We start from the raw sequence: 22,459 nt of genomic DNA, 5'->3' as shown, positions 1-22,459 counted from the left end.
ATCACGACGATGTTGCGCCGCCTGCTGAACGCGTTCTGGATCCTGCTTGCGATCATCTTCCTGATCGAGGCGTGGCTGTGGGACCACCTCGAGCCGATCGTCGAGCGCATCGTGGCCGCGCTACCGCTGCGCGCGATGAAGCACTGGGTGGCCGAGCGGGTGCATTCGCTGTCGCCGGCGACCACACTGTTCATCTTCGTCATTCCCGCGATCTCGCTGTTTCCGCTGAAGCTGATCGGGCTCTGGCTGCTGGCGAACAATTACTGGATGAGCGCCGTCTCGCTGATCCTGTTCGCCAAGTTCGTCGGCATGGGCCTCACCGCTTTCCTGTTCGACGTGACGCGGCCGAAGCTGTTGCAGATGCGCTGGTTCCAGCGGCTCTATGATTTCGTGATCGCGCTCCGCGCCAAGGCCACCGCTTTGGTCGAACCGGTCAAGCAGCGCGCCCTGGAGGCGCTGCGCGGCGACGGCGACGGCTGGACCGCGCGCACGCTGCGCTCGATCGCGCGCTTCCGCAAGAGCGTGCACCAGGCGCGGTGAGTTTCTTCATCGGGGTTCAGTGATCCGTCGAACCGTCATCCTGAGAGAATGTGAAGCTTTGTCCTCATCTACCGTTGTCATCGCCCGGCCTGTGCGCAATTGCGCACATGGACCGGGCGATCCAGTACGCCGCGGCCCCTCGCTTCTATCACCGGCGTCTCTGGAATACTGGATCACCCGGTCAAGCCGGGTGATGACACCGAGCAAGCTGAGCAAACCATCACCGTCACCCTGAGGAGCGCGCACTTGCGCCCGTCTCGAAGGGTCGACGGCCCCGTTGTCACCACGCGCACACTGTTTCGGAATATTAGAAGAATACCCCTGAGTTGCCCGACGTGTCAAGCTGCCATGCGAACAACGGCAGCCGCCGGCTACTTTGCATGGGGTTGTTTTCGCCATATTGGCGGCGCGCACCCGCCGCGGGGCGTGCCTCCCAGCCCAGACCTCAATGCAGATGCAGCCAGTGCGGCTGGAACAGACCGAGCGCGGTCATCGCGATGCCGGCCAAGGTCACGATGCCGGACACCCAGGCCAGCGCGAGGATGCCGGTGATGATGGTCGCCGACGCCAGCACGATGGCGATCTGGAAGGCGGCGGAGGCAATTTCGAAATGGTGATATTTCGCGGTCGCCTCGTCGCGCTCGTGCTCGGCATGCTTGGCGCGCTCCGACAGTTGCTCCGAGCCTTCTCCGGTGTCCGGCTCCGAGCGGTAGCGCGCCGCGGTCTTGGTCCAGTCGTCGATCTGCTTCTGCAGCGCCGCCTTGGCCGCCTCGTCGGTCGTGGCGCCGAGGCTGAGCTTGCCCTGATCGGCCGCGACCTGCACCGTAGTGCGGCGGATGCTCTTGGCCTGGAAGAAGGCCCAGAGGTTGGAGGCTTCGACATTCTTGGCGATCGCTTCGGTCTGCGCGCCCTTGCCGAGGGTTTCCGACAGCGCCAGGAACAGCGCGATCACGGCGATCAAAAGGGCGATCTTCTTGTTCGAGCCGGATGCATGCTCGGCATGTTCGGCGTGCTCCATACTTTCATGTGCGCTCATGATTCCCCTCCGGATGCGACCGCGGCACGATTGCCGAATGCGCCGCACAACGCAAGGGGCGAGCGATTTATGGCAGCCGTATGAAGACGAACGGCGCGGGCCGCGTTCACAATGATGAACGCCGCGCCTATTTGAGCATGATCTTCTCGGAAAACCGCTTCACACTTTTCCGGATCATGCTTTAGCCGCGCGGATGCGCCGAGCGATAGACTTCGAGCAGGCGTTCGCTGTCGATGCCGGTATAGATCTGCGTGGTCGACAGCGAGGCGTGGCCGAGCAGTTCCTGGATCGCGCGCAGATCGCCGCCGCGGCTGAGCAGATGGGTGGCAAAGGAGTGCCGCAGCGCGTGCGGGGTTGCGCTGTCGGGCAGGCCGAGCGCGCCGCGCAGCCGCTCCATGGTGAGCTGGATGATGCGCGGGCTGAGCGGGCCACCGCGCGCGCCGACGAACATCGGCCCGGTCGGGCTCAGCGGATGCGGACAGATCGCCGCGTAGTCCGCGATTATCTGCAGCACGTTCTGCAGCACCGGCACCATGCGGGTCTTGTTGCCCTTGCCGGTCACGACCAGCACGTCGCCCTCGCCGGGCTTCGGCACGTCGCGGCGCTTCAGCCCCAGCGCCTCGGAGATGCGCAGGCCCGAACCATAGAGCAGAGCCATCACGGCGGCGTCACGCACCAGGATCCAGGTCTCGCGTTCCTCGCCGGCGCGCTCGTCGGCATCGGCAAAACGCTTCGCCGCCTCCATGTGGATCGGCTTCGGCAGGCTCTTGGCCACCTTCGGCGCGCGGATCGCCGACAGCGCGCCGACCTTGCCCTTGCCTTCGCGCTCCAGGAAGCGCCCGAACGAGCGCAGCCCCGCCAACGCCCGCATCAGCGATCGGCCGCCGATCTCGTCGGCGCGCCGCATCGCCATGAAGGCGCGGACATCGCTCGCCTCCACCGCGGCAAAGCCGGCAAGCGTGACCTTGGCGCCCCAATGCTCCGCCAGGAAGGCGAGGCATTGCCTGACATCGCGGGCATAGGCTTCGAGGGTTTTGGGCGACAGCCGCCGCTCGGCGCGCAGATGCGACAGCCAGCGCGTCATCTCCTGCGTGATTGACACGTCGGCGCAGTCGAGCTCAAGCGCTTGAACGGGCTGATCGGTCCGGGCCATATCTTGTAAGCGACCTTGGGGCTATTGGCGCTGCGATTCTCCTGATTATATCGCACTTCCTTCGTTTACCGTTCGCTAAGGCGGCGCAGCGGTGCTAGGCGATTCCGATGGACACCACGCGCAGCAGCACGGCTTCCGCATCGGCGACACGTGTCGTCGACGTGCTGGTGCCTGTCGCGCTGAACCAGACCTATTCCTACCGCGTTCCGCGCGGCATGGAGCTCGCGCCGGGCGACGTGATCGCCGTTCCGCTCGGGCCGCGCGAGGTCGTCGCGGTGGTATGGGCCGAGAACGCCAGGCCCGATCCGCGGCTGCACAACCGCCTCAAGGACGTCAGCGAGAAGCTCGATGTCCCGCCGCTCAAGGCGGAACTGCGTCAGCTGGTCGACTGGGTGTCGAACTACACGCTGTCGGCGCGCGGCATGGTGCTGCGGATGACGCTGCGCATGGGCGAGAATCTCGGGCCCGAGCGCACGCGGCTCGGCGTCCGCCTGGTCGGTGAGCCGCCGCAGCGCCTGACGCCGGCGCGGCGGCGATTGATCGAGGTGCTGTCGGACGGTCTGCTGCACGGCAAGTCGGACGCAGCGAAGGAGGCCGGCGTCAGTGCCGGCGTGGTCGACGGCCTGGTCGATGAGGGCACGTTGACGGTCGAGGCGATGCCGCCGCCGGCGCCGCCACCGCGTCCGGATCCCGCCTTCGCGCAGCCGGATTTTTCCCGCGAGCAGCGCAGCGCCGTCGACGTGATGCGCACGCTCGCCGCCAGCGGCAGCTTTCATGTCGCGCTGCTCGACGGCGTCACCGGCTCGGGCAAGACCGAGGTCTATTTCGAGGCGATCGCGGAAAACATCCGGCGCGGCAAGCAGTCGCTGATCCTGATGCCGGAGATCGCGCTGACCGGCCAGTTCCTCGATCGTTTCTCGCAGCGTTTTGGCGTGCGGCCGCTGGAATGGCATTCCGAGCTCACGCCGCGCACCCGCGCGCGCAACTGGGCGGCGATCTCGGAAGGCAAGGCGCCGGTCGTGGTCGGTGCCCGCTCGGCGCTGTTCCTGCCCTACGCAGATTTGGGCCTCATCATCGTCGATGAGGAGCACGACCAGGCCTACAAGCAGGACGACGGCGCGCATTATCACGCGCGCGACATGGCGGTGGTTCGCGCCCATATCGCAAAGATCCCGATCGTGCTGGCGTCCGCCACGCCGTCGGTCGAGAGCGAGGTCAATGCGCGCAAGGGGCGCTACCAGCGCGTCGCGCTGCCGTCGCGGTTCGGCGGCCAGCACATGCCGCATATCGAGGCGATCGATCTGCGCCGCGCGCCGCCGCCGCGCGGCCGCTTCATCTCGCCGCCGCTGGCCGAACAGATTCGCTATGCGATCGAGCGGCGCGAGCAGGCGCTGCTGTTTCTCAATCGTCGCGGCTATGCGCCGTTGACGCTGTGCCGCGCCTGCGGTCATCGCTTCGCCTGCACGATCTGCGATGCCTGGCTGGTCGATCACCGGTTTCGCCAGCGGCTGGTCTGCCATCACTGCGGCTTCTCGATGCCGCGCCCGAACATCTGCCCGAACTGCGCGGCGGAGGAATCGCTGGCCGCCGTCGGTCCCGGCGTCGAGCGCCTGCAGGAGGAGGCAGCTCACATCTTCCCCGAGGCGCGCACCATGGTGCTGTCGAGCGATCTCATCACCTCGATCGAGACCATGCGCAGCGAGCTCAATGAAATCGCCGAGGGCCGCGTCAACATCATCATCGGCACGCAACTCGTTGCCAAGGGACATAACTTCCCGCGGCTCAATCTAGTCGGCGTCGTCGATGCCGATCTTGGCCTCAGCAATGGCGATCCGCGCGCCGCCGAGCGCACGTTCCAGCTGCTGAACCAGGTGGTCGGCCGGGCCGGGCGCGAGCAGGGCCGCGGCGTCGGCTTTCTGCAGACGCACCAGCCCGAGCATCCCGTCATCAAGGCCCTGATCGCCAACGACCGCGAGGCGTTCTACGCCAGCGAGATCGATATCCGCGAGCGCACCGGCTATCCGCCATTCGGCCGGCTGGCGAGCCTGATCATTTCCGCTGGCGATCGTCCGACCGCGGAGGGCTTTGCCCGCAAGCTCGCTGCGGTGGCGCCGCTCGACGAACGGATCCAGGTGCTCGGTCCCGCCGAGGCGCCGCTTGCGGTGATCAAGGGCCGCTACCGCTTTCGCCTGCTGGTGAAGTCGCTGCGCAATGTCGACCTGTCGCAGTACTTGCGCGAATGGCTGGCCGCCGGTCCGAAGACCAAGGGCAACCTCAAGCTCGAGGTCGACGTCGATCCGCAGAGCTTCCTGTGACAACAAAAAAGCCTGCCGTCATTTGCGACGGCAGGCCATTTGTCGGACGCGCGAGGCACGGGCCTCGCGGCCGTACGCGACGCAACGCTTACTAAAGACGCTTAGATGACCTCGGCGGTGACGCGGCCGACGCCGGCGCCGGTCAGGCCGATGGCGCGGGCGGCGCCGGTCGAGAGGTCGAGCACGCGGCCGCGGATAAACGGGCCACGATCGTTGATGGTGACGACGACGCTGCGGCCGCCATGGCTGACGCGGAGCTTGGTGCCGAACGGCAGCGAGCGATGGGCCGCGGTCATGGCGTTCTGGTTGAAGCGCTGACCGGAGGCGGTGCGGCTGCCGGACTCATTGCCGTAGAACGAAGCCATGCCGGAGAACGAGTGGCCGCCGGTGGACTGCACCGAGGCATTGGCGTTGCGCCAGGCCGACCCCTCAGCCCGGGCATGATGATGGTGATGATGGCGATGATGATGCCTGGACTTCGCGGACGCTTCGGTCACACTGCCCCCAACCAGAAGCGTCGCGGCCACAACAGCAAGCGCCGTACGCGACTGGGTTACGCCCAGTACCATTTTCTTGATATTCGTCATTGATTTAAGACCCTCAGACAGTATTGCCACCAACCGTGGCAAGTGGAACCCCCGTCCCTTGTTGACCAAGGCCGTTTGATTTCGCAATGCGGCGTGAATTGGGCAGTAAATCCGGATTGCCTCCGGCTGAAATATCTTGTTACCGCTTCGGGGTGGTCTGGAGAGGTTCCGTAACCTTCTGCTTTAACTAAATTTTAACGATTGAAATACTTGTGAATACTGAAAAACGACACCGTAGTAAGTTTTCGGTAAGTATTCGCCAAATGGAGCGCGTCCCTCGCGATTTGTTCCCTCGCGATCACTCATGGCCGCATGTGAATTTTTTCTGGAACGAATCTGGTCCGTGCGAATCCGGTGCGGTGCCGGCAAAATTCCCGTCCGCAGAATTCGCTGATTCGGCCGGCGGTCGTGGCCGCCAAGGCACGTGTGCGACGCGCGTGCGACAAGGCGGCGCCAGCGCGTGTCGTCATGTTGCACCTGCGCGATTGCTATGTTAGCAAAGCCCGCGATTTTAACGGTCCCGGCACGTCCTGTGCCGGTCGAAAATCGAAGTCCCGCTTGAATTCCAAGGGCTTGGATCGCTAGGCGCTGCTTTGGTGGCGACGGTTTTTCCCTTGCGAATTTAACAGCAAAAAGAGCGAGCTCGTGGCTGCTGAAGATCCGTCCGTTTCGGGAGTGTCCGGCCGTTATGCAACGGCGTTGTTCGAGTTGGCGCGCGACGAGCAATCCGTCGATGCCGTAAAGGCTGATCTCGACAGATTCGAGGCCATGCTGAACGAGAGCGAGGACCTCAAGCGCCTCGTCCGCAGTCCGGTGTTCTCCGCCGAAGCCCAGCTCAAGGCGCTAACCGCGGTGCTCGACAAGGCCGGCATTTCCGGCACCTCGGCAAAATTCCTCAAAGTGCTCACCTCCAATCGCCGGCTGTTCGCAATTGCCGATGTGATCCGCGCCTATCGCGCGCTGGTGGCGAAGTTCAAGGGCGAGGCGACCGCGGAAGTCACCGTCGCCGAACAGCTCAGTGACAAGAATCTCGACGCGCTGAAGGCCGCACTGAAATCAGTGACGGGCAAGGACGTCGCGCTCAACGTGAAGGTCGATCCCTCCATTATTGGTGGCCTGGTGGTCAAGCTCGGCAGCCGGATGGTGGATAGTTCGCTTCGCACCAAACTCAATTCGATCAAGAACGCGATGAAAGAGGCAGGCTGATGGACATCCGCGCCGCAGAAATTTCTGCGATCCTCAAGGACCAGATCAAGAATTTCGGCCAGGAAGCCGAGGTCACCGAAGTTGGACAGGTGCTGTCGGTCGGTGACGGTATCGCCCGCGTCTACGGCCTCGACAACGTCCAGGCCGGTGAGATGGTCGAGTTCGAGAACGGCACCCGCGGCATGGCGCTCAACCTCGAAACCGACAACGTCGGTATCGTGATCTTCGGCGCTGACCGCGAGATCAAGGAAGGCCAGACCGTCAAGCGCACCCGCGCCATCGTGGACGCGCCGGTTGGCAAGGGTCTGCTCGGCCGCGTCGTCGACGCGCTCGGCAACCCGATCGACGGCAAGGGCCCGATCCAGGCCACCGAACGCAAGCGCGTCGACGTCAAGGCGCCCGGCATCATTCCGCGCAAGTCGGTGAACGAGCCGATGGCCACCGGCCTGAAGGCGATCGACGCGCTGATCCCGATCGGCCGCGGCCAGCGCGAGCTGATCATCGGCGACCGCCAGACCGGCAAGACCGCGATCGCGCTCGACACCATCCTGAACCAGAAGCCGCTCAACGCGCAGCCGGACGAGAACATCAAGCTGTACTGCGTCTATGTCGCGGTCGGCCAGAAGCGTTCCACCGTTGCGCAGTTCGTCAAGGTGCTCGAGGAGCAGGGCGCGCTCGAATACTCGATCGTTGTTGCCGCCACCGCGTCGGACCCGGCGCCGATGCAGTACATCGCGCCGTTCACCGGCTGCACGATGGGCGAATACTTCCGCGACAACGGCATGCACGCCGTGATCATCTATGACGACTTGTCCAAGCAGGCCGTCGCCTACCGCCAGATGTCGCTGCTGCTGCGCCGTCCGCCGGGCCGCGAAGCCTATCCGGGCGACGTGTTCTATCTGCATTCTCGTCTGCTCGAGCGCGCCGCGAAGCTCAACAAGGAGCATGGTTCGGGCTCGCTGACTGCGCTGCCGGTCATCGAAACCCAGGCCAACGACGTGTCGGCCTACATCCCGACCAACGTGATTTCGATCACCGACGGCCAGATCTTCCTGGAAACCGATCTGTTCTTCCAGGGCATCCGTCCCGCGGTGAACGTCGGTCTGTCGGTGTCGCGCGTCGGCTCGTCGGCGCAGACCAAGGCAACCAAGAAGGTCGCCGGCAAGATCAAGGGCGAGCTCGCGCAGTACCGCGAAATGGCGGCGTTCGCGCAGTTCGGCTCCGACCTCGACGCCTCGACGCAGCGCCTGCTGAACCGCGGTTCGCGCCTGACCGAGCTCCTGAAGCAGCCGCAGTTCTCGCCGCTGAAGATGGAAGAGCAGGTCTGCGTGATCTGGGCCGGCACCAACGGCTATCTCGATCCGCTGCCGCTCAACAAGGTGAAGGCGTTCGAGGAAGGCCTGCTGTCGCTGCTGCGCGGCAAGAACGCCGAGATCCTTGACGCGATCCGCACCAGCCGCGATCTCTCCGACGACACCGCCGCCAAGCTGAAGACGGTGGTCGAAGGTTTCGCCAAGACTTTTGCGTAAGACGTTTGCATAACAAGGGGCGTCGCCCGGCGTGCCGCCGGGCGTGACGAACAGAGGCTTGCGATCTGACCCTTGCGGTCGGATCGCCGGGGTGGACGAAGAATGGCGTCACTGAAAGACATGCGGGTCCGCATCGCCTCGACCAAGGCGACGCAGAAGATCACCAAGGCCATGCAGATGGTCGCAGCCTCCAAGCTGCGCCGCGCGCAGCACGCCGCTGAGGCGGCGCGGCCCTACGCCGACAAGATGGACGCGGTGATCTCCAACATCGCTGCCGCCGCGAACGGCTCGCCCGGCGCGCCGGCGCTGCTCGCGGGCACCGGCAAGGATCAGGTGCATCTGCTGCTGGTCTGCACCGGCGAGCGCGGCCTGTCGGGCGCGTTCAATTCCTCGATCGTGCGCCTGGCGCGCGAGCGGGCGCAGTCGCTGATCGCGCAGGGCAAGGAGGTCAAGTTCTTCTGCGTCGGCCGCAAGGGCTACGAGCAGCTGCGCCGGACCTTCGAGCGGCAGATCGTCGAGCATCTCGACCTGCGCTCGGTGCGCCAACTTGGCTTCGTCAATGCCGAGGACATCGCCACCAAGGTGCTGGCGCGGTTCGACGCCGGCGAATTCGACGTCTGCACGCTGTTCTATTCGCGCTTCAAGTCGGTGATCGCGCAGATCCCGACCGCGCAGCAAATCATCCCGCTGGAGGTCGCTGCACCCGCGGCCAATGCGGCGCCTGCCACGTCCTACGAATACGAGCCGGAAGAGGACGAGATCCTCACCTCGCTGCTGCCGCGCAACCTCGCAGTGCAGATCTTCCGTGCGCTGCTGGAGAACAACGCCTCGTTCTACGGCGCGCAGATGAGTGCGATGGACAACGCCACCCGCAACGCCGGCGAAATGATCCGCAAGCAAACCCTTATTTATAACCGGACCCGTCAGGCCCAGATCACGAAGGAGCTGATTGAAATCATCTCCGGCGCTGAAGCGGTCTAAGGCAAGTTTTTCGAAGGAGAACATCCATGGCTACAGCAGCCACCCAGGTCGGTCGCGTTACCCAGGTCACGGGCGCCGTGGTCGACGTCCAGTTCGAAGGCCACCTTCCGGCGATTCTCAACTCGCTCGAGACCAAGAATGGCGGCAACCGCCTGGTGCTCGAGGTCGCCCAGCATCTCGGCGAATCGACCGTCCGCACCATCGCGATGGACACCACCGAAGGTCTGGTCCGCGGCCAGGAAGTGACCGACACCGGCGCGCCGATCCGCGTGCCGGTCGGTGAAGGCACGCTCGGCCGCATCATCAACGTGGTCGGCGAGCCGATCGACGAAGCCGGCCCGATCAAGTCCGAAGGTCTCCGCGCCATCCACCAGGATGCGCCGACCTATACCGACCAGTCGACGGAAGCGGAAATTCTCGTCACCGGCATCAAGGTCGTTGATCTTCTTGCTCCGTACGCCAAGGGCGGCAAGATCGGCCTGTTCGGCGGCGCCGGCGTCGGCAAGACCGTGCTGATTCAGGAGCTGATCAACAACGTCGCGAAGGCGCACGGCGGCTACTCGGTGTTCGCCGGCGTCGGCGAGCGCACCCGCGAAGGCAACGACCTCTATCACGAGTTCATCGAATCGAAGGTCAACGCCGATCCGCACAATCCGGATCCGAGCGTGAAGTCGAAGTGCGCGCTGGTGTTCGGCCAGATGAACGAGCCGCCCGGTGCCCGCGCCCGCGTCGGCCTCACCGGTCTGACGGTCGCCGAGCACTTCCGCGACCAGGGCCAGGACGTGCTGTTCTTCGTCGACAACATCTTCCGCTTCACCCAGGCGGGCTCGGAAGTGTCGGCGTTGCTCGGCCGTATTCCTTCGGCGGTGGGTTATCAGCCGACGCTCGCGACCGACATGGGCGCGCTGCAGGAGCGCATCACCACCACCCAGAAGGGCTCGATCACCTCGGTGCAGGCGATCTACGTGCCGGCCGACGACTTGACCGACCCGGCGCCCGCCACCTCGTTCGCGCACTTGGACGCCACCACGGTGCTGTCGCGCGCGATCTCGGAAAAGGGCATCTATCCGGCGGTGGACCCGCTCGACTCGACCTCGCGCATGTTGTCGCCGCTCGTCGTCGGTGAAGAGCACTACAACACCGCGCGTCTGGTCCAGCAGATCCTGCAGCGCTACAAGTCGCTGCAGGACATCATCGCCATTCTCGGCATGGACGAGCTGTCGGAAGAGGACAAGCTGACGGTGGCGCGCGCCCGCAAGGTCGAGCGCTTCCTGTCGCAGCCGTTCCACGTCGCCGAAGTCTTCACCGGCTCGCCGGGCAAGTTCGTCGACCTCGCGGACACCATCAAGGGCTTCCGCGATCTCTGCCAGGGCAAGTATGACCACCTGCCGGAAGCGGCGTTCTACATGGTCGGCACCATCGAAGAGGCCGTCGAGAAAGGCAAGAAGCTCGCCGCCGAGGCGGCCTAAGCTTCATGATGTCGTCATCGCCGGACTTGATCCGGCGATCCATCGAACGAGACCAGTTTTGACGGATGGACCCGCGGGTCAAGCCCGCGGGTGACAGCGCAAAGAACGGAAAGACCATGACCACCTTCCACTTCGATCTCGTCTCTCCCGAAAAGCTCGCCTTCTCCGGCGATGTCGATCAGGTCGACGTTCCCGGCGTGGAGGGTGATTTCGGCGTGCTGGCCGGACACGCGCCGGTCGTCGCCACGGTTCGTCCGGGCATCCTGACGATCACGGCTGCCGGCAAGCGCGAGAAGGTCATCGTGCTCGGCGGACTTGCCGAAGTGTCGGACAAGGGTCTCACCGTGCTCGCCGACGTTGCGACTGCGATTGTGGATCTCGATCGTGCGAAGTTCGCCGAGACGATCAAGGAAATGGAAGAGAAGCTCGCCGAAAAGGAGGGCTCCGAACTCGATCACGCCATCGAGCGGCTCGACCACTTCAAGAGCATCCAGCACGAGCTCAACGCGACGGCAATGCATTAAGCGCGGTGGCGATTCGTCGCCGCGCTTTATGAAGCCGCTCACGGTTTTTCCGTTTATCACATACGACGACTTGAACGATTCAGCGCTCGCCGGACCTGGCGGGCGCTGAATGCTTGTTGCACCCGCGAACGCCTGACGGCATGCTGCACGGCATATTCGGGGTCCGGGGCTGGGATTCATGAAACGCAAGATCGCAGCGATCTTCGCGGCGGATATTGCAGGCTGCCGTCAAGGCGGCCCGTGGCGAATGCGCCAAACGCGGCAGCGATATCGGGCCGTTCGCGGTGGCCCCAACGAGAGCGTGAGACGGAAATGTGAAGCAGCTTACAGCGGCGCTCGTGCGCAAATGACAAGTTGAAGCGCGGTGACCGATCGGCCCAACCTCACCGCTCCCCTGGACGCAATGCCGTGCTGACCTTCTCCACCGACGCTCTCCGTCCGCAGGACCGTTTTGAACATTGGTGCGACGTCCGCGGCAAGAGCCTGTTCGGGGTCACGATCGAGCTCGACCGCGACAAGCGTCCGGATTTCCGCGGGCGGTTTTCCGCCACTGCCGTCGGCGATGCCGTGCTGGCGGAGATGAAGGCATCGTCCTATCGCGTCAGCCGGACCTCGACCGACATTGCCCGCGTGCCGAGCAACAGCCTGCATCTCGCCTGGCAGGTGCGTGGGCCCGGACACCTGAACATCGGCCGCGATCGCGTTCACTACGTCCGCAACGGGGATCTGGTGTTCGGCCATTCCAACCTTCCGTTCGCGTCGACGCCCGAACGCAGCGACGGCTTTCACTTCTACAGCCTCAAGATTCCCGTCAGCAGCGAGCTCGTGCTCGGGGCGCCGATCGAGGACGTGCCGCCGGTCGCGCTGCCGCGCGATGCCAGCCTGACTCGCCTGGTCGGCGCCATGTTCCGCTCCATGACCCGCGATCCCGCCAACGCCGGGCGCTTCGCCGGCGACGTCGCTCATATGGTGCGACTTGCGTTGCTGTCGCGCGGGCGCGCGCGGCCGCGCCAGGATGAAATCCGTGCAGCGTTGCATGCAGGCTATCTCCACGCGGCGCGCGAGATCATGCTCCGCGACCTGCATCGTCCGGCGCTGACGCCGGCGGTGGTTGCCTCCGAGCTCGGCATTTCGCTGCGGCAATTGCATGCGCTGTTCGAGCCGACCGGCCTTTCCTTTGCGCGGACGCTGACGGCGATGCGGTTGAAGGAGGCGAGGCGGCTGCTCTCCACCATGCCGGAATGCGGCGTCGACGAGATCGCCTTCTCCTGCGGCTTCGACAGCATCGCGACCTTCTATCGCGTGTTCCGCGCCAGCTTTGGCATGACGCCGGGCGATGCGCGGCGCGTTCAGGCCGCCGACGTGCCGGCGAATTCGGCGAAGCTGGCGGCGACCGCGCGATAGACCTCGCGGCGGAACGGCACCACGAGATCGGCGACGCGGTCGAGCCGCTCCCAGCGCCATTGGTCGAATTCCGCGGGCTGGCCGTTGCGCGGCGTCAGCGGGTCGATCTCGTCATCGCGTCCGGTGAAGCGCAGCGCGAACCACTTTTGCCGCTGGCCGCGAAATTCTGCGAGCCGGTGCGTTGCCGGGCCGTGATAGGGCGGGAATTCGTAAGTCATCCAGGTGGTCTCGCCGAGATAGTCGGCGCTGACAGCGCCGGTCTCCTCCCACAATTCGCGCATCACGGCCTGGCGCGGATCCTCGCCGGCGTCGATGCCGCCTTGCGGCATCTGCCATTCGAGGCCGGGCAGGATGATCTCCGGACCGTCGTCCTTGAAGCGGCGGCCGATCAGCACGCGTCCTTCGGCGTTGAACAGCGCGATGCCCACATTGGGGCGATAGGGCTTTTCCGATGACATGGCGGCGCGGTGTCGTTCAGCCGCCCGCGAGGCCGGCGAATTCCTTCACCACGCGCTCATAGACCGGACGCTTGAACGGCACGATCAGCTCGGGAAGGTTCTTCATCGGCTCCCAGCGCCAGGTGATGAACTCGGCCTTGTGTCCGCCGCCGGGACTGGCGACGTTGATCTCGTTCTCCTTGCCGGTGAAGCGCAGCGCGAACCACTTCTGCCGCTGGCCGCGATAGCGGCCTTTCCAGGCGCGGCCTGCCACGGTGCGCGGGATGTCGTAGATCAGCCAGTCCGAGACCTCGCCGAGCTTCTCCACCGATTTGATGCTGGTCTCCTCGTACAGCTCGCGCTTGGCGGCCTGAAAGGTGTCTTCGCCGGGATCGACGCCACCTTGCGGCATCTGCCAGACATGGGCCTCGTCGACATGCTCGATCCCGCCCGCGCGGCGCCCGATGAAGACCAGCCCCGCCTCATTCAGCAGCATGATGCCGACGCAGGTTCGATAGGGCAGGTCTTCGTAACGTGCCATGCTGCCGCTACCTCGCACAGTTCTGGAGCTGCCTCCCGACCCGGCCCCCCGGCATGGTCTCAAGGCGCCCCAACGGATTGATTGTTAGCCCGATTTTGATTTCAGCATCGCCGTTGTCAATGGCACGAGCATGATCCCCTTGGCGTCCAGGGTCTTGACCCAGGCGCCGAGCCGCTCGATCGAGACCGGCAGGGCCGAGGCGACGCCCACGGCGGTGCCGCGTTCCTTGGCGAGGGTTTCCAGCTTGACCAGGGTGCGGTCGATCTCCACCGAGGTCGGGACCGCGTCTATGGTGAAATCGGCCTTGGCGAACGGCATCGACTGGCCCGCCGCCGCGGTCTGGGCCACGCTGCGCGGGGTGGAACCGTCGTCGAAATAGCCGAGGCCCCGCCTCGCGGCATCGCGAACGATCGGCTGCATCACGGCATCGGACGCGGTGAATCGGGCACCCATGAAATTGGCGATCCCGGCATAGCCCTGCAGGCGGCTGAGGTGCCAGTAGAAGCGATCGAGGTTCTGCTCGCCGCTCAGCGTGGTCAGCAGGGTCTGCGGCCCCGGATCATTGTCGGGGTAATCGAACGGCTCCATCGGGATCTGCAGCAGGATCTCGTGGCGCTGGGCCCGGGCCCGCTCGGCGAGCTTGCCGGGGTCGGCCCCGTAGGGCGTGAAAGCCAGCGTCACGGCCGGCGGCAGCTTCATGATGGCGTCGGTGGTCTTGGCGGCGCCGACCCCGAGGCCGGCGACCACGACGGCCACCACGGGCATCCGGGCGGCCTTGGCGCGGTCGGAATCGGCGGCATAGACCGTGAACGGCTTCAAGCCATCGGCAACCGCCGGGATCATGCCGTAGCGCGACTTTTCCAGCAGGCGCTGGTCGATCCCGGTCATCATCGCGGCGGGCGCGTCGCCGCCATCGGCCTTGTCGGCGGCATCGCCGGCGCCGATCACCACGTCCTGGCGCTTGCCGCTGGAGCCGTCGATGATGGTCACGGTCCTGGAATCGCCGGCAGCCGCGGGCGGCTTGGCGGCGGATTTGGCCGCAGGTTCGGCCTGACCGGCCGGGGCGTGCTTGTCTTCGGTGGCCGGCGGGGTCTTGCGCAGCGCGATATGGGCGACCGGCTCGCCGCCGAGCGGGTTATTGTTGAACAGCGCGACGCCGGCGAAGGCGACCAGCATGAGCCCGAGCAGCACGGCGAGCGCCTGCATCGCCGTGAACGGCAGCCGGATCCGGCGCCCCTTGCTCGCGGTTTTCTGCCCAAGCGGCGTGCTGAGCTCGTCGGCCGCCTCTGCCATAGCCCTCCCCGAATCAATCGGGGGAACGATAGCACGATGCGGCGTACACCGGCGCGCGGCGCCTGCTCCGTGGAGGCACGGTGTGGCCGTCCAGGGCGCGTCATCCAAAGCAAAAAGGGCGGCCCGAGGGCCGCCCTTTTCGCCAGATCGATGATTGGATCAGTTCGCGGCCTTGTTGCCCGGCTTGTCGACGGCGGCCTTGTCGCGCGCGGCCTCAGGTGCCGCTGGCGCGCTCGAGGTCGACTTGATGCCGTGCAGCAGGTCGTCGGCCATCTTCAGCGCCTTGTCGTCCTTGGCGTCCGGCGGCACGTAGGACTGCGAGCCGGTCTTCTCGTCGCCGTCGTTGGTCTTCAGATGGCCGCGCAGCGAGGCCTCGCCCTTGGTGTCGGTGCGCGCCTTCAGCTCATCCGGCACGTCCTGCAGCACCTCGATATCGGGCACGATGCCCTTGGCCTGGATCGACTTGCCCGACGGCGTGTAGTAGCGCGCGGTGGTCAGGCGCAGCGCGCCGTTGCCCGAGCCGAGCGGGATGATGGTCTGCACCGAGCCCTTGCCGAACGAGCGGGTGCCAACCAGCGTCGCGCGCTTGTGGTCCTGCAGCGCGCCGGCGACGATTTCGGAGGCCGAGGCCGAGCCGCCGTTGATCAGCACGATCACCGGCTTGCCCTTGGTCAGGTCGCCCGGATGGGCGGCGCGGCGCTGCGTCTCCTCGGCGTTGCGGCCGCGGGTCGAAACGATCTCACCGCGCTCCAGGAAGGAGTCGGACACCGTGACCGCCTCTTCGAGCAGGCCGCCGGGGTTGTTCCTGAGGTCGATGATGTAGCCCTTCAGCTTGTCGCCGATCTGGCCGGAGAGATTGGCGATCTCCTTCTTCAGGCCTTCGGTGGTCTGCTCGTTGAAGGTGGTGATGCGGATATAGGCGATGTCGTCGGCCTCGACGCGCGCGCGCACCGAGCGGACGCGGATGTTGTCGCGCACCAGCGTGACTTCGATCGGATTGTCCTGGCCCTTGCGGACGATCTTGAGCTTGATCTTGGTGTTGACCGGACCGCGCATCTTCTCGACGGCCTGGTTCAAGGTCAGGCCCTGCACCGCTTCATCGTCGAGCGTGGTGATGATGTCGTTGGCCATGATGCCGGCCTTCGAGGCCGGGGTGTCGTCGATCGGCGAGACGACCTTGATCAGGCCGTCTTCCATCGTGACCTCGATGCCGAGGCCGCCGAACTCGCCGCGGGTCTGCACCTGCATGTCGCGGAAGCTCTTGGCGTCCATGTAGCTCGAGTGCGGATCGAGGCCGGACAGCATGCCGGAGATCGCGGATTCAACCAGCTTGGAGTCGTCCGGCTTCTCGACATAGTCGCTGCGCACGCGCTCGAACACGTCGCCGAACAGGTTGAGCTGGCGATACGTGTCAGAGGTCGCAGCACGTGCGCTCGATCCCATCAGCACAGCGCGCGGCTGCGTGACGAAAAGCGTCAGTGCTGCGCCGGTGGCGGCGCTAAGGAGAATTACAGAAGTCTTGCGCATCATCCGCGAACCTTTTCGCCTTCATTTGTGGCCCACCATGGACCTGGATCGATTGGAGTGCCGTCTTTCCGGAACTCGACATAGAGCACTGGCTGGCTCGCATTGGTCGCGAGGATAGATGCAACTTGGGATGTCGACCCCATGGTCGCAACCGGCTCCCCCGTAAGTACAAACTGGCCGATGTTAACCGAAATACGCTCCATCCCGGCGATCAGGACATGATACCCGCCCCCGGCATTGAGGATCAAGAGTTGTCCATAGCTACGGAAAGGACCAGCGTAAACAACCCAGCCGTCACACGGGGTTGTGACCTGTGCACCGGGCTTGGCTGCCAAAGAAATGCCTTTTTGTACGCCGCCTGAGCCGTCGGAACCGCCAAAATCGCGAATCTTGCTGCCGTTCACGGGATACGCGAACAGGCCCTTGGCCGAGGCGAAGGCGACCGCCGGGGTCAACCGGGCCGGGTCCTTGAAGGCCCCCAGATTCGGTTTGCCGTTAACCGTCGCCGGTGCCCCCTGCAGGCTCGCGGTGGCCGCGGCCTTGGCGGCGCTCTTGATGTCCTGCTCCATCTTGGCGATCAGGCCTTGCAGGTCGGTGACCTGCTTCGACAGCGCGATGGCGCGGGCGCCCTCGGTTGCCATGTCCTTTTCGGCCGCGGCCTGCTGCCGCTGCCGCTCGTCGACCAGCGCGGCGAGGCGGGTCTGATCCTCCTTGAGCCGGTCGCGGTCATGCGCCAGCGCATCGCGTTCGGTCGCAATCGTCTTGCGCAACGCGACCAGTTCGCCGAGGTCGTTGGCAAGCTTCTCGGCGCGGGTGCGCAATTCCGGCACCACGGCCCCGAGCAGCATCGCGGTGCGCAGCGATTGCAGCGCGTCCTCGGGCCGCACCAGCAGCGCCGGCGGCGTGCGCCGTCCGGCGCGCTGCAGCGCCGCCAGCACCTCGATGACTTCGGCGCGGCGTGAATCGAGCGAAGAGCGGATTTCGCGCTCGCGGTTGTCGAGCGGCTGCAGGCGCGCCTCGGCGTCGGCGATCCGCGTCTCGACGCTGCGCACCTGGCCGGCGATGTCGATCAACTGCTGATTGAGCTTGCTGCGATCCTGGCCGATCGCGGCGATGTCGGCCTTCAGCTTCTCCTGCAACTCGGTCGCCTTGCGCTGCTCCTCGCGCGCCGCCTCAAGCTCCTGCTCGCGCTGCTTGATGGCATCGGGCGCGGTCGCCGTCGCCGCGGCCTGCTGCGCCGGCGGCACCGATTCCTGCGCGGACGGTGTCGCCTGGGCATGCGCTGGTGCAGGCGGATGTATCGCGAGTGCGGCGATTGCAAGCGGCAGCGATGCGCTCAGCCAGCCGCGACGCGCGGTGCCGGAATACGAACGCATGTTTCGCCTGTGCTGCATCCGATGTGTTCAGCGCTTTCAATCGCCCGTCATCGCGCGTCAGGCGCGGTGATAGGGGTGGCCGGCCAAAATGGTGGCGGCCCGATAGATTTGTTCCAGAAGCATGACGCGGACCATTTGATGCGGCCAGGTCGCGGCACCAAATGCCATGCGCAGCGAAGCTCTGCGCTGCAATTCAGGCGAAAGTCCGTCCGCACCGCCGATCACGAAGACAGTATGCGCGATTCCCTCGTCGCGCCAGCGGCCGAGCTGCTGGGCAAAGCTGGTGCTGTCGACGTTCTTGCCGCGTTCGTCGAGCGCGACCAGCGTAGACTTGCCGGGGATCAGCGCGGCGATCGCCGCGGCCTCCTCGGCGATGCGCGTGGTGGCGTCTCGCGCGCGGCTTTCCGCGATGTCATGAATATCGAGGCCGCGAAAGCCGAGCTTGCGGCCGATGTCGTCGAAGCGCTCCCGATAGCGCTCGGCGAGCTCCCGTTCCGGACCCTGTTTCAGACGGCCGATGCAGATCACAGCAAGACGCATCAACGCAGACTAGCTGCGCTGCTGCCGATTCGCATCGGCTCAGTACGTCCTAGACCGCCGCGACCGCCGGGTTCTGAGCCCACAACCGTTCGAGATTGTAGAACTCACGCACCTCGGGTCTGAACACATGCACGATCACGTCGCCGGAATCGATCAGCACCCAGTCGCAATTGGGCAGGCCCTCGACATGGATGTTCTTGACCCCGTTTTCCTTGAGGCCCTTCGTCACATTTTCCGCGATCGCGCCGACGTGCCGGTTGGCCCGGCCCGAGGTGACGATCATGTAGTCGGAATATGCGGATTTGCCTCGAAGGTCGATGGTGACCGTCTCTTCCGCCTTCATATCCTCGAGGCGGGAGAGGACCAGGCTCAGCGTCTTGTCGGCATCCGGTTTGTCGGCGTCCGGTTGCGCCTGCAAGGCCGCGGTTTTCGTCGGTGTTTTACGCGAAGTTTTGGGAACCTTGGGTAAAACAGACTTGGACAATACAGATGTGGCCAGGGACCATTCCTTTCACTGTATCGCGGGTGCCGAATCCTCGGCGCCCACGGACCATACTACGCATGTGGGGTTAATGGTTTCAATATTCCAGTAACCCTTTTGCGCTCTCACGCCATTCTCCAGCTCCCGTCCGGGTTCCGAAGTCCGGTCGAAGACAGATTGGATTTCATTCCTGTCAGGAACACCCAGGCCGGCGCCTGCTGGTCGGCCAGCCGTGTCGCCTGATTTTCGGGCATGCGATAGCGCGCGAGCGCCTGCGCCGCCGGTGCGGCAAGGGCGCGGAAGCTTTGCGGCGGTCGATCGATCACGGCAATCGGCACATCCGAGGCGATGCGCCGCCAGTCTTTCCAGCGATGGAATTGCGCGAGGTTGTCAGCGCCCATGATCCAGACAAAGTGCACGCCGGAGACGCGGCGCCGCAAATGGATGATCGTGTCGACAGTGTAGCGCGTGCCAATGACAGCTTCGAGACAGGAGATGTCGATGCGCGGATCGTCGGCGACGCGGCGCGCGGCTTCGGCGCGCTCGGCGAGCGCGCGCAGTCCGTCGTGATTCTTCAGCGGATTACCCGGCGTGAGCAGCCACCAGACGCGGTCGAGCTGCAGCCGCTTCAGCGCGAACTGGCTGATGGCGCGATGCGCGGCATGCGGCGGATTGAACGAGCCGCCGAGCAATCCGATGCGCATGCCGTTGGTGTAGAACGGCAGCGCCTGGGCTGCGGAGAGCGGCACGCTCGAGGCTTGCTGCAAGGGTCTACCGTGCACGGGCGAACATGATCACGGCCGCGTCTGCCCGGTGCCGTGGACGCGGTACTTGAAGCTCGTCAGCTGCTCGGCGCCGACCGGGCCGCGGGCGTGGAATTTGCCGGTGGCAATCCCGATCTCGGCGCCGAAGCCGAACTCGCCGCCATCGGCGAACTGGGTCGAGGCGTTGTGCAGCACGATCGCCGAATCGACCTCGCTGAGGAATTTCGAGGCTGCTTTGGCATCCTCGGTCACGATCGCGTCGGTGTGATGCGAGCCATGATTCTGAATATGCGCGATCGCTTCATCGAGGCCGTCGACGATCTTCGCCGAGATGATCGCGTCCTCGTATTCGGTGGTCCAGTCTTCGTCGGATGCTGGCTTCACCCTGGTGTCGGCGCCTTGCACGATATCGTCGCCGCGCACCTCGCAGCCGGCGTCGATCAGCATCGCGACTAGCGGCTTCAGTTTTTCCGCGGCGGCGCCGCGATCGATCAGCAGGGTTTCGACGGCGCCGCAAACACCGGGACGGCGCATCTTTGCGTTCAGCACGACCGCCTTGGCCATATCCAATCTGGCGCTGGCATCGACGTAGATGTGGTTGACACCCTCGAGGTGCGCAAACACCGGAACGCGCGCCTCCGCCTCGACGCGTGCGACCAGGCTCTTGCCGCCGCGCGGCACGATCACGTCGATGCCGCCGTTCAATCCCGTCAGCATCAGGCCGACGGCTGCGCGGTCACGGGTCGGCACCAGGGTGATCGCGGCCTCGGGCAGGCCGGCCTCACGCAGGCCTTGCACCAGGGAATCGTGGATCGCGCGGCAGGACCGGAAGCTGTCGGAGCCGCCGCGCAGGATCACGGCATTGCCCGACTTCAGGCACAGCACGCCGGCATCGGCCGCGACATTGGGGCGGCTCTCGAAGATCACGCCGATCACGCCGAGCGGCACGCGGACGCGCTCGATGGTCATGCCGTTCGGCCGCTGCCAGCTTTCGGTCACCGCGCCGACCGGATCAACGATCTCGCGCACGGTTGCAACGCCGTCGGCCATGCCGTCGATCCGCGCCTGTGTCAGGGTCAGGCGGTCGACGAAAGCGGAGGTCATGCCGGCTGCGCGCGCCTCGGCGACATCCTCGGCATTGGAGGCGAGGATCGCCGGCGCGTTGGCGCGGATCGCGCGTTCGATCGCCGCGAGCGCCCGGTTCTTCTGCTCCGGCGGCGCCAAGGCAAGTACGCGCGCGGCGGCGCGCGCTTTCGCGGCGAGGTCGGTCATCAGGGCGGCGAGATCGGCGTTGCCGTCGATCGCCTTCAGGGGCGCGGTCATGGAAGTCCCAGCTTTTTGTTTGAGCATGATCTTTTTCGGAAAACCGGTGTCCACTTTTCCGGATCATGCTCTAAGGCCATGTTCTAGCATGGCAATTGAGGGGTGGCGAGGTACGGAACCGGCATGGCAGATGGGCGGCCGGCTGCCGGGGTCGGTCAGAGCATGATCCGGAAAAGTGGAACGCCGGTTTTCCGAAAAGATCATGCTCAAACAAAGAGATGAGACCGGAAAGCGATTTCCCTGCAATCGCATCCCGGTCTCATGCCTATTTGGCCGGAATCGCCCCGGCCGGCCCGACCACAAGGTCGTCGCGGTGGATCATCTCGGAACGGCCGCTGGTGCCCAGAATGGCCATCACATCGCGGGAGGAGCGGCCTTTGATCTTCTCGGCGTCCTCGGCGTCGTAGGCGATCAGGCCGCGGCCGATCTCATGGGTGTCGGGGCCGCGCACCACCACGGCATCGCCGCGGGCGAACTGGCCGTCGACCCGGATCACGCCGGCCGGCAGCAGGCTCTTGCCGGCCCGCAGCGCGGCCACCGCGCCGGCGTCGATGGTCAGCGTGCCCTTCGGCTCCAGCGAGCCAGCGATCCAGCGCTTTCGCGCAGTGACGGGATTGGCCGGGGTGAGGAACCAGGTGCAGCGGCCGCCGTCGGCAATCGCGGCCAGCGGATGCTCGATCTTGCCGGAGGCGATCAGCATATGCGTGCCCGCGGTGGTCGCGATCTTCGCGGCCTCGATCTTGGTCGTCATGCCGCCGCGCGACAGTTCGGACCCGGCCGAGCCCGCCATCGCCTCGATCTCCGAGGTGATGCTCTCGACCACCGGGATCAGCGTCGCATTCGGATCGACCGCGGGCGGCGCGGTGTAAAGGCCGTCGATGTCGGACAGCAGGATCAGCAAATCCGCGCTCGCCATGGTGGCGACGCGCGCGGCGAGGCGATCATTGTCGCCGTAGCGGATCTCGTTGGTAGCGACGGTGTCGTTCTCGTTGATCACGGGCACCGCGCGCCATTCCAGGAGCTTTGCGATCGTCGAGCGCGCGTTGAGATAGCGGCGGCGTTCCTCGGTGTCCTGCAGCGTCACGAGAATTTGCCCGGCGCCGATGCCGTGATGGCCGAGCACCTCCGACCAGATCCGCGCCAGCGCGATCTGCCCGACCGCCGCGGCCGCCTGGCTCTCCTCGAGCTTCAGCGGCCCGCGCGGCAGTTTCAGGCGGCTGCGGCCGAGCGCGATCGAGCCCGACGACACCACCAGCACCTCGCTGCCGTCCTTATGCAGCTTGGCGATGTCGTCGACCAGCGCGGCGAGCCACGCCGCGCGCACCTCGCCGGCCTGCGAGTCGACCAGTAGCGAGGAGCCGACCTTGACGACGATGCGGCGAAAGTTCTTGAGCGCGGGGCGTTTCATGGGCTTGGTCTAGCGGGACGGTGGG

Annotated in this window: 21 protein-coding genes; 8 read left to right on the top strand and 13 right to left on the bottom strand. The window is 65.4% G+C overall.

Going from position 1 to position 22,459, the window contains the following annotated elements; translation table 11 throughout:
- The first annotated feature begins 9 nt into the window (after positions 1-9).
- Complete coding sequence (locus tag CI41S_RS02480; RefSeq protein ID WP_139479975.1) at positions 10-540, top strand: hypothetical protein; 531 nt, start codon at positions 10-12, stop codon at positions 538-540.
- Positions 541-985: 445 nt separating this feature from the next.
- Here CI41S_RS02480 and CI41S_RS02475 read toward each other — a convergent pair whose 3' ends face one another.
- Positions 986-1,576: a DUF4337 domain-containing protein gene (locus CI41S_RS02475; protein WP_139857251.1), complete on the bottom strand. Its 591-nt coding sequence runs from the start codon at positions 1,574-1,576 to the stop codon at positions 986-988.
- A 181-nt stretch (positions 1,577-1,757) separates the two neighbouring features.
- Positions 1,758-2,729 (bottom strand): tyrosine recombinase XerC, encoded by a 972-nt coding sequence (locus CI41S_RS02470; protein ID WP_139857250.1) that lies wholly within the window; start codon positions 2,727-2,729, stop codon positions 1,758-1,760.
- Between the two features lie 107 nt (positions 2,730-2,836).
- Here CI41S_RS02470 and CI41S_RS02465 point away from each other — a divergent pair, with 107 nt between their 5' ends.
- Positions 2,837-5,044: a primosomal protein N' gene (locus tag CI41S_RS02465; protein WP_139857249.1), complete on the top strand. Its 2,208-nt coding sequence runs from the start codon at positions 2,837-2,839 to the stop codon at positions 5,042-5,044.
- A gap of 101 nt (positions 5,045-5,145) precedes the next feature.
- Here the strand turns inward: CI41S_RS02465 and CI41S_RS02460 are convergent, their stop codons facing one another.
- The gene (locus CI41S_RS02460; protein WP_139857248.1) at positions 5,146-5,631 is read right to left on the bottom strand and encodes a septal ring lytic transglycosylase RlpA family protein; all 486 of its coding nucleotides are present in this window, start codon (positions 5,629-5,631) and stop codon (positions 5,146-5,148) included.
- A 645-nt stretch (positions 5,632-6,276) separates the two neighbouring features.
- Between CI41S_RS02460 and CI41S_RS02455 the strand changes: the two genes are divergently transcribed.
- From CI41S_RS02455 to CI41S_RS02430, 6 genes are all read left to right on the top strand, one after another.
- Positions 6,277-6,837, top strand: a complete 561-nt coding sequence (locus tag CI41S_RS02455) for a F0F1 ATP synthase subunit delta (protein ID WP_139479970.1) — start codon at positions 6,277-6,279, stop codon at positions 6,835-6,837.
- A complete protein-coding gene (atpA, locus tag CI41S_RS02450; RefSeq protein WP_139479969.1) occupies positions 6,837-8,366 on the top strand; it encodes a F0F1 ATP synthase subunit alpha in 1,530 nt (509 codons plus the stop codon). The genes CI41S_RS02455 and atpA overlap by 1 nt, the downstream gene beginning before the upstream one ends.
- A 102-nt stretch (positions 8,367-8,468) precedes the next feature.
- Positions 8,469-9,347 (top strand): F0F1 ATP synthase subunit gamma, encoded by an 879-nt coding sequence (locus tag CI41S_RS02445; RefSeq protein ID WP_139857247.1) that lies wholly within the window; start codon positions 8,469-8,471, stop codon positions 9,345-9,347.
- 26 nt (positions 9,348-9,373) lie between these two features.
- Entirely contained in the window at positions 9,374-10,816 is a 1,443-nt protein-coding gene (gene atpD / locus CI41S_RS02440; protein ID WP_139479967.1) for a F0F1 ATP synthase subunit beta, read from the top strand.
- Positions 10,817-10,932: 116 nt separating this feature from the next.
- On the top strand, positions 10,933-11,340 hold the full coding sequence (locus CI41S_RS02435) for a F0F1 ATP synthase subunit epsilon (RefSeq protein ID WP_139479966.1): 408 nt from the start codon (positions 10,933-10,935) through the stop codon (positions 11,338-11,340).
- A 408-nt stretch (positions 11,341-11,748) separates the two neighbouring features.
- Positions 11,749-12,744 carry an AraC family transcriptional regulator gene (locus CI41S_RS02430; protein WP_139857246.1) on the top strand — a complete coding sequence of 332 codons (996 nt, stop codon included), beginning with the start codon at positions 11,749-11,751 and terminating at the stop codon, positions 12,742-12,744.
- Here CI41S_RS02430 and CI41S_RS02425 read toward each other — a convergent pair.
- From CI41S_RS02425 to proB, 10 genes are all read right to left on the bottom strand, one after another.
- Positions 12,690-13,202, bottom strand: a complete 513-nt coding sequence (locus CI41S_RS02425; RefSeq protein ID WP_139857245.1) for an RNA pyrophosphohydrolase — start codon at positions 13,200-13,202, stop codon at positions 12,690-12,692. The genes CI41S_RS02430 and CI41S_RS02425 overlap by 55 nt on opposite strands.
- Before the next feature lie 16 nt (positions 13,203-13,218).
- Entirely contained in the window at positions 13,219-13,722 is a 504-nt protein-coding gene (locus CI41S_RS02420; protein ID WP_139857244.1) for an RNA pyrophosphohydrolase, read from the bottom strand.
- Between the two features lie 84 nt (positions 13,723-13,806).
- Positions 13,807-15,015 carry a divergent polysaccharide deacetylase family protein gene (locus CI41S_RS02415; protein WP_139857243.1) on the bottom strand — a complete coding sequence of 403 codons (1,209 nt, stop codon included), beginning with the start codon at positions 15,013-15,015 and terminating at the stop codon, positions 13,807-13,809.
- A gap of 159 nt (positions 15,016-15,174) precedes the next feature.
- The gene (locus CI41S_RS02410; protein WP_139479961.1) at positions 15,175-16,545 is read right to left on the bottom strand and encodes a S41 family peptidase; all 1,371 of its coding nucleotides are present in this window, start codon (positions 16,543-16,545) and stop codon (positions 15,175-15,177) included.
- A complete protein-coding gene (locus CI41S_RS02405) occupies positions 16,542-17,936 on the bottom strand; it encodes a murein hydrolase activator EnvC family protein (protein WP_430649990.1) in 1,395 nt (464 codons plus the stop codon). Before CI41S_RS02405 ends, CI41S_RS02410 begins: the two co-directional genes overlap by 4 nt.
- A gap of 39 nt (positions 17,937-17,975) precedes the next feature.
- Positions 17,976-18,458, bottom strand: a complete 483-nt coding sequence (rlmH, locus tag CI41S_RS02400; RefSeq protein ID WP_139857241.1) for a 23S rRNA (pseudouridine(1915)-N(3))-methyltransferase RlmH — start codon at positions 18,456-18,458, stop codon at positions 17,976-17,978.
- A 49-nt stretch (positions 18,459-18,507) separates the two neighbouring features.
- The gene (rsfS, locus tag CI41S_RS02395) at positions 18,508-18,876 is read right to left on the bottom strand and encodes a ribosome silencing factor (protein ID WP_139480204.1); all 369 of its coding nucleotides are present in this window, start codon (positions 18,874-18,876) and stop codon (positions 18,508-18,510) included.
- Between the two features lie 188 nt (positions 18,877-19,064).
- Positions 19,065-19,688 carry a nicotinate-nucleotide adenylyltransferase gene (locus tag CI41S_RS02390; protein WP_139858543.1) on the bottom strand — a complete coding sequence of 208 codons (624 nt, stop codon included), beginning with the start codon at positions 19,686-19,688 and terminating at the stop codon, positions 19,065-19,067.
- Positions 19,689-19,733: 45 nt separating this feature from the next.
- Positions 19,734-21,026, bottom strand: coding sequence for a glutamate-5-semialdehyde dehydrogenase (locus CI41S_RS02385; protein WP_139857240.1), 1,293 nt, complete (start codon positions 21,024-21,026; stop codon positions 19,734-19,736).
- 265 nt (positions 21,027-21,291) lie between these two features.
- The gene (gene proB / locus CI41S_RS02380; RefSeq protein ID WP_139857239.1) at positions 21,292-22,434 is read right to left on the bottom strand and encodes a glutamate 5-kinase; all 1,143 of its coding nucleotides are present in this window, start codon (positions 22,432-22,434) and stop codon (positions 21,292-21,294) included.
- Positions 22,435-22,459 lie beyond the last annotated feature (25 nt).

The sequence above is a fragment of the Bradyrhizobium ivorense genome (genome assembly GCF_900696085.1).
Classification (GTDB): domain Bacteria; phylum Pseudomonadota; class Alphaproteobacteria; order Rhizobiales; family Xanthobacteraceae; genus Bradyrhizobium; species Bradyrhizobium ivorense.
Note: the sequence above shows the minus strand (reverse complement) of the source record. Positions and strands in the feature narration are given on the sequence as shown.

Excerpts from the sequence above, each read along its gene's own strand:
- CI41S_RS02415 (WP_139857243.1), bottom strand. The coding sequence starts at position 15,015 with ATGGCAGAGGCGGCCGACGAGCTCAGCACGCCGCTTGGGCAGAAAACC.
- CI41S_RS02435 (WP_139479966.1), top strand. The coding sequence starts at position 10,933 with ATGACCACCTTCCACTTCGATCTCGTCTCTCCCGAAAAGCTCGCCTTC.
- CI41S_RS02475 (WP_139857251.1), bottom strand. The coding sequence starts at position 1,576 with ATGAGCGCACATGAAAGTATGGAGCACGCCGAACATGCCGAGCATGCA.
- CI41S_RS02480 (WP_139479975.1), top strand. The coding sequence starts at position 10 with ATGTTGCGCCGCCTGCTGAACGCGTTCTGGATCCTGCTTGCGATCATC.
- rlmH (WP_139857241.1), bottom strand. The coding sequence starts at position 18,458 with ATGCGTCTTGCTGTGATCTGCATCGGCCGTCTGAAACAGGGTCCGGAA.
- CI41S_RS02420 (WP_139857244.1), bottom strand. The coding sequence starts at position 13,722 with ATGGCACGTTACGAAGACCTGCCCTATCGAACCTGCGTCGGCATCATG.
- CI41S_RS02425 (WP_139857245.1), bottom strand. The coding sequence starts at position 13,202 with ATGTCATCGGAAAAGCCCTATCGCCCCAATGTGGGCATCGCGCTGTTC.
- proB (WP_139857239.1), bottom strand. The coding sequence starts at position 22,434 with ATGAAACGCCCCGCGCTCAAGAACTTTCGCCGCATCGTCGTCAAGGTC.
- CI41S_RS02465 (WP_139857249.1), top strand. The coding sequence starts at position 2,837 with ATGGACACCACGCGCAGCAGCACGGCTTCCGCATCGGCGACACGTGTC.
- atpA (WP_139479969.1), top strand. The coding sequence starts at position 6,837 with ATGGACATCCGCGCCGCAGAAATTTCTGCGATCCTCAAGGACCAGATC.
- CI41S_RS02445 (WP_139857247.1), top strand. The coding sequence starts at position 8,469 with ATGGCGTCACTGAAAGACATGCGGGTCCGCATCGCCTCGACCAAGGCG.
- CI41S_RS02470 (WP_139857250.1), bottom strand. The coding sequence starts at position 2,729 with ATGGCCCGGACCGATCAGCCCGTTCAAGCGCTTGAGCTCGACTGCGCC.
- CI41S_RS02405 (WP_430649990.1), bottom strand. The coding sequence starts at position 17,936 with ATGCAGCACAGGCGAAACATGCGTTCGTATTCCGGCACCGCGCGTCGC.
- CI41S_RS02410 (WP_139479961.1), bottom strand. The coding sequence starts at position 16,545 with ATGATGCGCAAGACTTCTGTAATTCTCCTTAGCGCCGCCACCGGCGCA.
- atpD (WP_139479967.1), top strand. The coding sequence starts at position 9,374 with ATGGCTACAGCAGCCACCCAGGTCGGTCGCGTTACCCAGGTCACGGGC.
- CI41S_RS02460 (WP_139857248.1), bottom strand. The coding sequence starts at position 5,631 with ATGACGAATATCAAGAAAATGGTACTGGGCGTAACCCAGTCGCGTACG.
- CI41S_RS02385 (WP_139857240.1), bottom strand. The coding sequence starts at position 21,026 with ATGACCGCGCCCCTGAAGGCGATCGACGGCAACGCCGATCTCGCCGCC.